Annotated in this window: 11 protein-coding genes; 4 read left to right on the forward strand and 7 right to left on the reverse strand. The window is 64.7% G+C overall.

Features of this window, described 5'->3' with window-relative positions; all coding sequences use genetic code 11:
* Positions 1-13: 13 nt before the first annotated feature.
* From preA to hydA, 3 genes are all read right to left on the reverse strand, one after another.
* Positions 14-1,288, reverse strand: coding sequence for an NAD-dependent dihydropyrimidine dehydrogenase subunit PreA (preA, locus tag ACQKPS_RS00580; protein WP_254480609.1), 1,275 nt, complete (start codon positions 1,286-1,288; stop codon positions 14-16).
* The gene (locus ACQKPS_RS00585; RefSeq protein ID WP_254480608.1) at positions 1,289-2,656 is read right to left on the reverse strand and encodes an NAD(P)-dependent oxidoreductase; all 1,368 of its coding nucleotides are present in this window, start codon (positions 2,654-2,656) and stop codon (positions 1,289-1,291) included.
* 94 nt (positions 2,657-2,750) lie between these two features.
* On the reverse strand, positions 2,751-4,190 hold the full coding sequence (hydA, locus tag ACQKPS_RS00590) for a dihydropyrimidinase (RefSeq protein ID WP_254480607.1): 1,440 nt from the start codon (positions 4,188-4,190) through the stop codon (positions 2,751-2,753).
* A gap of 618 nt (positions 4,191-4,808) precedes the next feature.
* Between hydA and ACQKPS_RS00595 the strand changes: the two genes are divergently transcribed.
* Together ACQKPS_RS00595 and ACQKPS_RS00600 are read left to right on the forward strand one after the other, a co-directional pair.
* A complete protein-coding gene (locus ACQKPS_RS00595) occupies positions 4,809-6,308 on the forward strand; it encodes an NCS1 family nucleobase:cation symporter-1 (protein WP_254480606.1) in 1,500 nt (499 codons plus the stop codon).
* Positions 6,309-6,319: 11 nt separating this feature from the next.
* A complete protein-coding gene (locus ACQKPS_RS00600) occupies positions 6,320-7,603 on the forward strand; it encodes a Zn-dependent hydrolase (protein ID WP_283724060.1) in 1,284 nt (427 codons plus the stop codon).
* A 39-nt stretch (positions 7,604-7,642) separates the two neighbouring features.
* Here the strand turns inward: ACQKPS_RS00600 and ACQKPS_RS00605 are convergent, their stop codons facing one another.
* From ACQKPS_RS00605 to ACQKPS_RS00615, 3 genes are all read right to left on the reverse strand, one after another.
* The gene (locus tag ACQKPS_RS00605) at positions 7,643-8,605 is read right to left on the reverse strand and encodes a ribonuclease Z (RefSeq protein ID WP_427602110.1); all 963 of its coding nucleotides are present in this window, start codon (positions 8,603-8,605) and stop codon (positions 7,643-7,645) included.
* A 60-nt stretch (positions 8,606-8,665) separates the two neighbouring features.
* Complete coding sequence (locus tag ACQKPS_RS00610; RefSeq protein WP_254480603.1) at positions 8,666-9,229, reverse strand: lipocalin family protein; 564 nt, start codon at positions 9,227-9,229, stop codon at positions 8,666-8,668.
* A gap of 391 nt (positions 9,230-9,620) precedes the next feature.
* A complete protein-coding gene (locus ACQKPS_RS00615) occupies positions 9,621-10,256 on the reverse strand; it encodes a dihydrofolate reductase family protein (RefSeq protein ID WP_254480602.1) in 636 nt (211 codons plus the stop codon).
* Between the two features lie 161 nt (positions 10,257-10,417).
* Here ACQKPS_RS00615 and ACQKPS_RS00620 point away from each other — a divergent pair, with 161 nt between their 5' ends.
* Complete coding sequence (locus ACQKPS_RS00620) at positions 10,418-11,230, forward strand: crotonase/enoyl-CoA hydratase family protein (protein WP_427602113.1); 813 nt, start codon at positions 10,418-10,420, stop codon at positions 11,228-11,230.
* Between the two features lie 36 nt (positions 11,231-11,266).
* Positions 11,267-12,097 carry an NAD(+) diphosphatase gene (gene nudC, locus ACQKPS_RS00625; RefSeq protein ID WP_254480600.1) on the forward strand — a complete coding sequence of 277 codons (831 nt, stop codon included), beginning with the start codon at positions 11,267-11,269 and terminating at the stop codon, positions 12,095-12,097.
* Here nudC and ACQKPS_RS00630 read toward each other — a convergent pair.
* Positions 12,065-12,844: a TSUP family transporter gene (locus tag ACQKPS_RS00630; RefSeq protein WP_254480599.1), complete on the reverse strand. Its 780-nt coding sequence runs from the start codon at positions 12,842-12,844 to the stop codon at positions 12,065-12,067. The genes nudC and ACQKPS_RS00630 overlap by 33 nt on opposite strands.
* Between the last annotated feature and the right edge of the window lie 74 nt (positions 12,845-12,918).

Below are 12,918 nucleotides of genomic sequence, written 5' to 3' on the forward strand. Positions count from 1 at the left end.
GGCCCCGATGGCTTCAACTGGCCTCGCGGTAGGGGTTGCGCGGGTCCTGGGTCCAGTTGAGGTAAGGCTTGCCGGTGTCCTGCGCGACCATTTCGATGCAGTCCTCCACCGGGCAGGTGATCTGGCACAGGTTGCAGCCCACGCATTCGTCCTCGATCACGCTGTAGGCATGGGTCCCGTCAGCTTTCAGGGTGCTGGCAATCGCCTGGTGCGATGTGTCCTCGCAAGCGATGTGGCAGCGGCCACAGCCAATGCAGGCATCCTGGTCGATATGCGCCACCGACTTGTAGTTGATGTCCAGGTACTTCCAGTCGGTGGTATGCCCCACGGCCTGCCCGCGGAAAGCTTGCAGGTTGCGGTGGCCGTGCTGGTCCATCCAGCGCGCAAGGCCATCTTTCATGTCTTCGACAATGCGGAAGCCATGCAGCATCGCCGCCGTGCACACTTGCACCGCACCGCTGCCCAGGGCGATGAACTCGGCGGCATCGCGCCAGTTGCCGATCCCGCCAATGCCGCAGATCGGCAAGCCATGGGTTTGCGGGTCGCGGGCGATCTCGGCGACCATGTTCAGGGCGATCGGCTTGACCGCCGAGCCGCAGTAACCACCGTGGGTGCTCTGATCGCCGACGATGGGGTGGGCGACCATGCGGTCCAGGTCGACGCTGGTGATCGAGTTGATGGTGTTGATCAGCGACACGGCATCGGCGCCGCCGCGGTGGGCGGCCCTGGCCGACTGGCGGATGTCGGTGATGTTCGGCGTGAGCTTGACGATCACCGGCAGCGAGCAGTGCATCTTGCACCAGCGGGTGACCATCTCCACATATTCCGGCACCTGGCCGACCGCCGCGCCCATGCCGCGCTCAGGCATGCCGTGCGGGCAGCCGAAGTTCAGCTCGATGCCATCGGCGCCGGTGGCTTCCACCAGCGGCAGGATGAATTTCCACGACTCTTCCACGCACGGCACCATCAGCGACACGATCAGTGCGCGGTCGGGCCAGTCCTTCTTCACCTGGGTGATTTCCCGCAGGTTGATCTCCAGCGATCGGTCGGTGATCAGTTCGATGTTGTTGATGCCCTGCACCTGGCGGTTGGGGCCGTAGTGCGCAGAATAACGTGACGACACGTTGACCGCCGCCGGGTCCTCGCCCAGGGTCTTCCAGACCACGCCGCCCCAGCCGGCCTCGAAAGCGCGGACCACGTTGTAGGCCTTGTCGGTCGGTGGCGCGGAAGCCAGCCAGAAGGGGTTGGGCGCCTTGATGCCGGCGAATTCGATGGACAGGTCGGCCATTTACGCTGCCTCCACGTTGAGCATGAGTTGGGCATGGATGGCTTCGGCGGCCAGCTTGCCGTGTTGCACGGCCTGGACGGTGAGGTCCTGGCCCAGGGCGGTACAGTCGCCACCGGCGTACACGCCCGGGAGGCTGGTGCGCAGGTTGTCGTCGACGCGGATGCGTTCGCCGTCTCGCGCCAGTTGCGCGGCAACCGGGTCGCCGAGGCTGGCGTCGTCGAAGCGCTGGCCGATGGCTTTGAAAATGGCGTCGGCAGCCAGTTCATAGGTCTCGCCGGTGTCGCGCAGGCGGCCGTCGGCCTGTTCGGTGCGCATGAAGCGCATGCCACGCACGCGGCCGTGGTCATCGAGCAGTACGGCGTCGGGGCGAGCCCAGGTGTGCAGGCGCACCTGGTTGGCCTTGGCGATGTCCTGCTCATGGCCGGTAGCGCCCATGTCAGGGTAACCGCGGCGGTACACCAGGTTGACATCGCGCGCACCCAGCCGGCTCATCTGCACGGCCATGTCGATGGCGGTATTGCCGGCACCGATCACCAGGCAGCGGTCGGCCAGTGGCAGTTGCGACAGGTCGTCGGCCTGGCGCAGTTCGCGGATGTAGGCCGTGGCGGCGAGCAGGCCGGGGGCGTGTTCGTCGTCCAGGCCAAGCTCGCGCACGGCGTTCAGGCCCAGGCCGAGGAACACCGCGTCGAACTGTTCGCGCAACTCGCCCAGGCCAAGGTTGGCGCCCAGGCGCTGGCCGTGGCGGATCTCGATACCACCGATGCCGAGCAAAAATTCCACTTCGCGCTGGGCATAGTCGTCCACCAGTTTGTAGCGGGCGATGCCGTATTCATTGAGGCCACCGGCCTTTTCGCTGGCTTCGAACACCACCACCTCATGGCCGTGCATGGCCAGGCGGTGGGCGCACGACAGCCCGGCAGGGCCGGCACCCACCACGGCAATGCGCTTGCCGGTAGCCGGCGAACGTTGGAACGGGTGCTCGCTGAAATGGGCATTGTCCACGGCGTAGCGCTGCAACTGGCCGATCAGCACCGGGGCGCATTCTTGGGCATTGTTGCGCACGCAGGCTTGTTGGCAGAGGATCTCGGTGGGGCACACGCGGGCGCAGCTGCCGCCGAGGATATTGGCCGACAGGATGCGCTCGGCGGCGCCCTGCAGGTTCTCGTCGCTGATGCGGTGGATGAACGACGGGATGTCGATTTCGCTCGGGCACGCGTTCACGCAGGGGGCGTCGTAGCAGTACAGGCAGCGGGCGCTCTCGACGGCAGCCTGGCGGGCGGTGAGCGGCGGGGCCAGGTCGGTGAAACGCTCGGCCAGTTGGTCGCTGCCGGCACGCGGGCGCGGCAAGTGGTTCAGGGCATCGATCACGGTTGTAGCCTCTCTTTTCTTTTTTGGTCGTGGCAGTCAACGGCAATACGGCGCCGCCCGGCCTCTGAGGGCCGGTACGGCAATGCGGCTCAGGTCAGCGCTGAACGGGGGTCGGGCGCTGTTGCTCGGCGCGTCGGCCCAGCACCTCGTATACCGAGGGATAGGCCGGACGCTCCACGTAACGCCCGGCGCCAGGCTCGGCGCGCAGGTCGCCATCGGCCCAGAGCACCTTGCCCTGGCTGATGGTGTGGCTGGGGATGCCGCGCACGGTGCGGCCTTCGAAGATGTTGAAGTCGACCCGCTGGTGGTGGGTCTGGGCGGAAATGGTGCGCGTGCCCTGCGGGTCCCATAGCACCAGGTCGGCGTCGGCGCCGACGCGGATGGCCCCCTTGCGCGGGAACAGGTTGAAGATCTTCGCGGTGTTGGTCGAAGTCAGGGCGACGAACTCGTGCATCGACAGGCGCCCGCTGTTGACCCCGGCATCCCACAGCACTGCCATGCGGTCCTCGATGCCGGCCGTGCCGTTGGGGATGCGGCTGAAGTCGTTGCGGCCCATGGCCTTCTGCTCGGCGCAGAAGCAGCAGTGGTCGGTGGCGGTGGTGTGCAGGTTGCCCGATTGCAGGCCGCGCCACAGCGCCTCCTGATGCTCGCGCGGGCGGAACGGCGGGCTCATCACGTAACCGGCGGCGGTGGCCCAGTCCGGGTTGCGGTAGACGCTGTCGTCGATCAGCAGGTGCCCCGGCAGCACCTCGCCGTACACCGGCTGGCCCTTGGCCCGGGCGTAGGTGATTTCATCCAGCGCCTCACGGCTGGAGATATGCACCACGTACAACGGTGTGCCGATGGTCTCGGCAATGCGGATGGCGCGGCTGGCGGCTTCGCCTTCGACTTGCGAAGGGCGCGACAGCGGGTGCGCTTCCGGCCCGGTCAGGCCCTGGGCCAGCAGTTTTTGTTGCAGGTGGTAGACCAGCTCGCCGTTCTCGGCATGCACCGTGGGCACGGCGCCCAGTTGCAGGCAGCGCTCGAAGCTGGCCACCAGGGTGTCGTCGGCCGCCATGATGGCGTTCTTGTAGGCCATGAAGTGCTTGAAGCTGTTGACCCCATGTTTGCTCACCAGCTCGCCCATTTCTTCGGCGACCTGTTCGCTCCACCAGGTGATGGCAACGTGGAAACCGTAGTCGGACGCACTCTTCTGCGCCCAGCCGCGCCAGGTGTGGAAGGCCTCGAGCAGTGACTGCTGCGGGTTGGGGATGACGAAATCGATGATCGAGGTGGTGCCACCGGCCAGCCCTGCGGCGGTGCCGCTGAAGAAGTCCTCGCTGGCGACCGTGCCCATGAAGGGCAGCTGCATGTGAGTGTGCGGGTCGATGCCGCCGGGCATCAGGTACTGGCCGCTGCCGTCGAGGATCTCGCAGTCGGTAGGGGCTTCGAGGCCTTTGCCGATGGCGCGGATCTGGCCGTCGACACACAGGACATCGGCGGGATAGCTCTCTTCATGGGTAACCACGGTGGCGCCACGGATCAACAGGGACATGCCGTCTTCCTCGCAGGCTGACCGGTCTGAGCCGGCTTTTGGAATTGTTATGCGCCAGTGGCTGAAGGAGGGGGTTTAATCCTGTCAGGCCTGACAAGATTGGAATCTAGATGCAGTTTCAGGATTGTTCAAGAAAAAATTTTATATGCTTATATCTGTCATAACTTATTGATAATTAAGGATAAATTTATCAAATCCCCAAAATGGTGAGGCCTTTCACCATTTTGACGCACTTGACAAGAAGCCAAATTGGTCAAGATTTTCCATGCAAAATCAGCTGCTTGATTCCTGGCTTCGAGGCGCACGCCGCGCCGTTGCAAAAACAGGCTGCACCAGTTTGAAACCTGTTGCAGGGGCCAGGGCCGGCCCAGGGTGGCGCAAGCGGCAGGCGAGGGAACGACCGTGCCCCCGCCTGCCGCGCAACAATGCTTTGCAGATCAGTTGATTACCTCCGGTCGGCGGCGGCCGGCCGAGTAGGCGCAAGCCAACCCGGCACGCAATTTGAGTACGGCCACAACCGCCAGGCCGGACCGGAGGAGCAGTACTGGTGGTGTGTGTACTCCGGCCATCGCGTTAGCCCGATGAGCAAACAACTAGAAGAAATCTGGAGAAGGCCCCATGCAACAGAGCAGATCGGAAGTGATCGAGCAGGCAGGCCTGTTCGAGCTGTCCGCAGGCAGTGACGTCCTCGACAGCCCGCGCTATAACCACGACATCGCGCCGACCAAGGTGCACCAGCGCACCTGGAACAAATGGCACATCACCGCGCTGTGGGTGGGCATGTCCATCTGCGTGCCGACCTACACCCTCGGCGGCGTGCTCACGGCCTACTTCGGCCTGAGCGTGGGTGAGGCGCTGCTGGCGATTCTGCTGGCCAACCTCATCGTGCTGATCCCGCTGACCCTCAATGCCTTCCCCGGCACCAAGTACGGCATCCCGTTCCCGGTGCTGCTGCGCTCGTCGTTCGGCATCCTCGGCTCCAACGTACCGTGCCTGATCCGCGCGGTGGTGGCCTGTGGCTGGTTCGGCATCCAGACGATGTTCGGTGGTTTGGCCATCCACCTGTTCCTTGGCTCGATCTTCGACGGCTGGAAGGCGCTGGGCGGCACTGGCGAGGTCATCGGGTTCATGATCTTCTGGGCGCTGAACCTGTGGGTGGTGCTGCGCGGTGCCGAGTCGATCAAGTGGCTGGAAACACTGTCGGCACCGCTGTTGGTGGCGGTGGGTTTCGGCCTGCTGTTCTGGGCCTTGCCGCACATGTCGATGACTGAATTGCTGGCGCAGCCACCCAAGCGCCCGGAAGGGGCCAGCGTGGTCGGCTACTTCTGCGCCGGGCTTACCGCCATGGTCGGTTTCTGGGCCACGCTGTCACTGAACATTCCCGACTTCAGCCGCTACGCCAAGAGCCAGAAGGACCAGATCCTCGGGCAGATCTTCGGCCTGCCACTGACCATGTTCCTGTTCGCCTCGCTGGGGGTGGTCATGACGGCAGCATCCGCCTCGCTGGTGGGTGAGACGGTGTCCGACCCGGTCAGCCTGATCGGCAAGATCCAGAGCCCTGGCTGGGTAGCGCTGGCCATGGCGTTGATCGTGATCGCCACGCTGTCGACCAACACCGCCGCCAACATTGTCTCGCCGACCAACGACTTCCAGAACATCGCGCCGCGCCTGATCGGGCGTAGCCGCGCGGTGTGGCTGACAGGCTTCATCGGCCTGGCGCTGATGGGCCACGAGTTGCTGAAGAAGCTCGGCTGGATCGTTTCCGACCTGAGCCTGGAGAGCGTGTATTCCAACTGGTTGCTGGGCTACTCCAGCCTGCTCGGGCCGATCGCCGGGATCATGGTGGTGGACTACTTCCTGATCCGCCGCCAGCACCTGGACCTGGCCGGGCTGTACCGCGACGACGTGTACCCGGCGTGGAACCGGGCGGGCTTCGCCGCCTTCGCCTTGCCGGTGGCGCTGACCGTGCTGGCCATCGGCAACAGCCGTTTCAGCTGGTTCTACGACTATGGCTGGTTCACCGGGTCGCTGCTGGGTGGGGCACTGTACTACGCCCTGGGCGGCGTGGCGGTGCGCGGGCCGGCGATCACACCCGTGCAAACCAATAAAAATGCCTGAGGAGAAACACCATGAGCCAATCCCAGCATGTTCTCAAATCCACCGAGCGCCACGTCAACAGCGCACGGCTGTGGCAATCGCTGATGGACCTCGCCCGCCTGGGCGCCACGGCCAAGGGCGGCGTGTGCCGGCTGGCACTCACCGACCTCGACCGCCAGGCTCGCGACCTGTTCGTACAATGGACCGAGGCTGCCGGTTGCAGCGTCAGTGTCGATGCGGTGGGCAACATCTTCGCCCGCCGCCCCGGGCGTAACCCCAAGCTGCCGCCGGTGATGACCGGCAGCCACATCGACACCCAGCCAACCGGCGGCAAGTTCGATGGCTGTTTCGGTGTGATGGCCGGGCTGGAGGTGCTGCGCACCCTCAACGACCTGGGCATCGAGACCGAGGCACCGCTGGAAGTGGTGGTGTGGACCAACGAAGAAGGCTCGCGCTTCGCGCCCTGCATGATGGGCTCGGGTGTGTTCGCCGGCAAATTCACCTTGGAAGAAACCCTGGCCAAGCGCGACGCCCAAGGCGTTTCCGTCGGCGAGGCGCTGGACGCCATCGGCTACGCCGGCCAGCGTGCAGTGCTTGGCCACCCGGTGGGTGCCTACTTCGAAGCCCATATCGAACAGGGGCCGATCCTCGAGGACCAGGCCAAGACCATCGGTGTGGTGCTCGGCGCCCTGGGCCAGAAGTGGTTCGACCTGACCCTGCGCGGTGTCGAAGCCCATGCCGGGCCGACGCCGATGCACCTGCGCAAGGACGCGCTGGTGGGCGCCGCGGCCGTGGTCGAAGCGGTCAACCGCACCGCCCACGCACATCAGCCCCACGCCTGCGGCACGGTCGGTTGCCTGCAGGCCTACCCCGGTTCGCGCAACGTGATCCCCGGTGAGGTACGCATGACCCTGGACTTCCGTCACCTGGAGGGCGACCAGCTGGAGGCAATGATCGCCGATGTGCGCACGGTGATCGAGGCGACCTGTGCCAAGCATGGCTTGAGCCATGAACTGGTCCCCACGGCGGACTTCCCTGCGCTGTACTTCGACCGCGGTTGCGTCGATGCCGTACGCCAGTCGGCGCAGGCCCTGGGGTTGCCGCACATGGACATCGTCAGCGGGGCAGGGCATGACGCGATCTTCCTGGCCGAGCTGGGGCCGGCGGGGATGATCTTCGTGCCTTGCGAGAATGGCATCAGCCACAACGAGATCGAGAACGCCACGCCAGAGGACCTGGCGGCGGGATGTGCCGTGCTGCTGCGGGCCATGCTGGCGGCCTCGGAGGCGATCGCCAGCGGGCGGCTGGCGGCATAACGACGCGCTGAGCGGGGCTGCAAGGCAGCCCCGGCTATCTCAAGCCGAGACGGCGACCAGCAGTCCATCTCGCCCGATATGGTAACGCTGCAGGTCCCGCGCCAGGGTCAGGTGCCCGGTGTAATGAGCCAACGCCTCTTCACGCACATCATCAATGCACGGGCTGCGTTGCGGATCCCCCTGATACCGTGCACTGAAATGCGTCAACACCAGATTTTTTACCCCCGCCGCTTCAGCGAACTGTGCCACCGCCGCCGCCGTACTATGACCGAAGGTATTGCCACTGCGCTCGACGATTGGCCGGGTATAGGTCGCCTCATGCACCAGCACATCCACGTCCCTGGCGACTTCGGCGAGCAATGCCGGGTTATCGTTGTCACCACAGACGATCACCCGCCGAGGCGGCCGCGAGGCTTTCAGGTAGTCCTGCGGTTCAAGCCGCTTGCCGTCCAGTTCGGTCACCCGCCCCTTGGCCAAGTCTCCCCACAGTGGCCCACGGGGGATCCCTTCGGCCTCCAACCGCTGAATATCCAGGCGTGGTTCAGGGTTCAGTTCGGTAAACACGAAGCCAACGCTCGGCACGCGGTGCGACAGCTGCACGGTACTGACCTGGATGTGCTCGCTTTGCCACTGCCCCAGGTGCTCGATCGGCAACAGGCGCAGTTCGAACGGCAGGTGGGTTTCGCTGGCCGCCAGGCTCAGGCGTACCCAGTCCTGCAGGGCGGCGGGCAGGATCAGGTCGAGGGGTTCGCTGCGCCCGTTCATCCCCGCACTGGCCAGCAGCCCCGGCAGGCCGAAACAATGGTCGCCATGCACATGGGTGATGAAGATGCCGCGCAGGTCACGTACCGAGAGCGAACTGTGCAGCAGCTGGTGCTGCGTGCCTTCGCCGCAATCGACCAGGTACCAGTGTCTGCCGCTGGCTTCGATGACGGCGGTGGCGCTGACGTTGCGGGCTTTGGTGGGCACCCCGGAGGAGGTGCCCAGAAACTGCAGGTCCAATGCTTTGCTCCATGCGTGGGGGAGCCACACCTTAGACGGATTGCTGCAGGGCGTCGATGCTCAAGGCTCGGCGGGGGTATCCTGCCGCCAGATCAGCTTGCTGGTGTCGTAACCCTGCTTTTGGGCAAGCGCCAACAGCTGGTCACGCGTCTGGTCGGTGATGGCCGGCGTGCGCGACAGCAGCCAGAGGTATTCGCGGTTGGGGTGGCCGACCAGCGCCACGCGGTAGTCCTTGTCGTGGTACAGCACCCAGTACTCGCCCTTGGTCAGCCCCGGCGCCAGCCGGCTGAACCAGTTGTCGAAGCGCACCCAGAGCTTGTCGGTCCGGCCCGGCACCTGGGCTTCGGCAATACCACGGGCTTCGTTCAAGGTGCCGTCCTTCTCCTTGCAGCGGTTGGTCACGTCGATGCGGCCGTCTTCGCGCAAGCCGTAATGGGCTTCGGACTGCACGCAGTTGCGCTGGAAGAACATCGGCAGGCGTGCAAGCTCGTACCAGGTGCCCTGGTAGCGTTGCAGGTCGACCTGTTCGGTGGACGGCGGGGTGTGGTGATCGTCGTTGGAACCGACGCAGCCCATCAGGGCCACGGTCATGCAGGAAAGCATCAGGGCCGTGCGCATCGCCATGGCGAACCTCCTGTCAGCGGGTGTGGGTCATGCTTATGGTTGGATGCGGGCGAGGTGTAAAAGTTGTATCGGTTCGCCTTGGCATTTTTAGCGCCTGTGAAATCGAGCGCCGCCCGCGCGGCGCATCGCGGATGAATCCGCTCCTACATTTGTTGCAACGTGGCCATGCCTGCGGGGCCATGGTTGTCAGCCCTGTTGGCATGACGGGATTTTGGAGTGGGCGTTGATGCCGCCTCACATGACTTGAGACATGCGCCAAGGCGGGCAACCATGGCCTGTCAGGTTCGGCACGTTGCAACAAATGTAGGAGCGGATTCATCCGCGATGCGCCGCGCGGGCGGCGCTCGATCTCATAGGCGCTGCAAATCTGTCGGCAGGTACTTGTCAGCCCTCACCCATCCTCCGGCGGCAAATCAAACGATCCCGTCTCGACTCCGCCCTTACGCACATAACGGACGATGATCACGCCCTTCGGCGTCACCTGCGAATGCTTCAGGGTAAACGCCCCAGGCGCGGTATCGTCACCGAACAAGCGTTTGCCATGCCCCAGCAACACGGGGTGAACAAGCAACTGAAGCTCATCGACCAGCCCGGCGGCAAGCAGTTGTTGCACCAGATCGGCACTGCCCTGGGTCAGCAGATTAGCGCCGTCCTGCTGCTTCAGGGCTCGCACCGCCGAAACAACATCCGCGCCCAGCGCATGGCTGTTATGCCAATCGAGACTGTCGGGATCATGGGTAGCGACATGCTTGGCCACGCTGTTGAACAGCTTGGCGATGGAAAAATCCTCGGTATCGTCTCTCACCTTCGGCCAGTAGCCGGCAAAGATGTCGTAGGTGCGCCGGCCCAGCAGCAATTCGAACGGCTGGCTGAACAACGCCTGCATGGCCTGGCCGAACACTTCTTCGGCGTGGGGCACGAGCCAGCCGCCAAAGGCGAAACCGCCGCTGGTGTCTTCCTGTGGCCCGCCGGGGGCCTGCATGACGCCGTCGAGGCTGACGAAGGCGGCTACGATGAGTTTGCGCATGGGGCTCTCCTGAAAGGCCTGCCGGGGAAGATGATTCACCTATGGTCGAACGGCGCGCGGCGATTTCGACAGGGCATGCAGTCCCGTTTTTGGCACAAGTACGGTCACCTGCCTGGGTTACCATCCACGCCGTGAACCCTATCCCCACAGGAGTGCCGCCCGTGACCGAGTACACCGCGCTCAAGGTCGAACTGACCGACAACATCGCCCATGTGCAGATCAACCGCCCGGAAAAGATCAACGCCATGAACGCGGCCTTCTGGACGGAAATCGTCGAGGCCTTCCAGTGGATCGACGACACCGAGGCCGTGCGCGCAGTGGTGATCAGCGGTGCCGGCAAGCATTTTTCCGCCGGTATCGACCTGATGATGCTGGCGTCGCTGGCCGGGCAGATGGGCAAGGATGTGGGCCGCAATGCCCGCTTCCTGCGCAAGACCATCCAGCGCCTGCAAGGGTCGTTCAATGCCGTGGACAACTGCCGCAAGCCGGTGCTGGCGGCGGTGCAGGGGTATTGCATTGGCGGCGCCATCGACCTGATCTCGGCCTGCGACATGCGCTATTGCAGCCGCGATGCGCAATTCTCGATCAAGGAAATCGACATGGGCATGGCCGCCGATGTCGGCACCTTGCAACGTTTGCCACGTATCATCGGCGACGGCATCATGCGTGAGCTGGCTTTCACCGGCCGCAATGTGGAGGCCGAGGAGGCGCTGCGCATCGGCCTGGTCAACCGGGTCTATGATGATCAGGCCGCATTGCTCGACGGGGTTTTTGCCATTGCCCGCGAGATTGCTGCAAAATCGCCGATCGCCGTGGCCGGCACCAAGGAGATGCTCAGCTACATGCGTGACCATCGCATCGACGATGGCCTGGATTACATCGCCACCTGGAACGCCGCGATGCTGCAGTCCGAAGACCTGCGCGTGGCCGTGGCGGCGCACATGAGCAAACAGAAACCGACGTTCGCCGACTGACCGGGCCGGGGGACGCGCAGTAAAGGAACCCCCGACATGTCAGCTCGCTGGACTACCGCAGTACTCGACCCACAGCTCACCGGGGGGCTGGCCGTGGCCCGCAGCCCGGAAGGGTTCCTGGTGGACGGCAACGGCGCGCTGTTCCCCCGCGAATGGCTCAAGCGTCAGGACCTGGACGTGCTGTGCGAGCACGGTATCGGCCATTTCGATGGCGAGCCGGTATTCCTGCTGGAGCTGCGCAGCGCAACCGAGGTGCCGGGTTGCAGTTGGCGTGGCCTGCGGGCGTTCATGCTGGAGGGCGACTTCGACACCTATAAAGTGCTCGGCTATGCCGCGCAGATCGGCACATGGGCGCGCGAACACCGCTTCTGCGGCAGCTGTGGCCAGGCGATGACGCAGATCCGCTGGGAGCGGGCGATGTATTGCCAGCCCTGCGACCTGCGCAGCTACCCGCGCATTTCGCCGAGCATGATCGTGCTGGTGACCCGTGGCGACGAGATCCTGCTGGCCCGCTCGCCGCGCTTCGTCACGGGCGTTTACAGCACCCTGGCGGGCTTTGCCGAACCGGGCGAGTCCGCCGAGGACTGCCTGGTGCGCGAAGTGCGTGAAGAGGTGGCGGTGGAGGTGCGGAACATCCAGTACGTCGGCAGCCAGTGCTGGCCGTTCCCGCACTCGATGATGCTGGGCTTCCATGCCGAATACGCCGGTGGCGAGATTGTCATGCAGCCGGACGAGATCGAGGACGCCAAGTGGTTCAGCGTCCATGACCTGCCGCCATTACCGGCCGGGCGGTCCATCGCTCGGTATTTGATCGACCTGTATGTTGCCAGGCGCTTAGGCTTGCCCGAACCAGTGCTGCCACGCTAGGCGCACGGTCAACGCCAGCACCACGGTGATGAACACGGGGCGGATGAACTTGCTGCCGCCGCTGATCGCCGTGCGTGCGCCGAAGAAGGCGCCGACCATCACCGACAGGCCCATGCACAGGCCGACGATGTAATCCACCTGCCCGGAAATGATGAACACCGTCAGCGCCGCGATGTTGCTGACGAAGTTCATGCTGCGCGCCACGCCGCTGGCGCGCACCAGGTCGATGGGGTAGAGCAGCAGCGTGCTCACGGTCCAGAACGCACCGGTACCGGGGCCGGCCACGCCATCGTAGAAGCCCAGGGTGAAGCCTTGGGGAAACTGCCATTTCTTCCTGATTGGCGCATCGACATCCAGCGGTGCCTTGGGCGTGCCGCCGAACAGCAGGTAGACACCGCAGGCGAAGACGATCACCGGCAGCATCTTGTTCAGCCACTCGGCCGGCATGTAGTGGGCCACCACTGCACCGATCGAGGCGCCGACCAGGGTCGCCAGCAGGGCGGGGCGCCATTGCGCCGGGTGGAACAGCTTGCGCCTGTAGTAGGTGAAGCCGGCGGTGGCCGAGCCGAACGTCGAGCTGAGCTTGTTGGTGCCCAGTACCAGGTGCGGGGGCATGCCGGCGGTGAGCAGCGCTGGGGTGGTCAGCAGGCCGCCGCCGCCAGCGATGGCATCGATGAAGCCCGCGACGAAGGCGACCAGGGCGAGGATCAGCAGGGTGAGCGGTTCTACGGTGAGTTCGAAAGGCATGGGTGTCTGGCAGGCAGGGGGCAGGGCATGCGGCAAAAGGCCGCGCTAGAAGGGGGACATGGTAGTCCCGGGCG

Origin of the sequence: Pseudomonas sp. NPDC086566 (assembly GCF_050280885.1) — a bacterium.
Lineage (GTDB): Bacteria > Pseudomonadota > Gammaproteobacteria > Pseudomonadales > Pseudomonadaceae > Aquipseudomonas > Aquipseudomonas vlassakiae.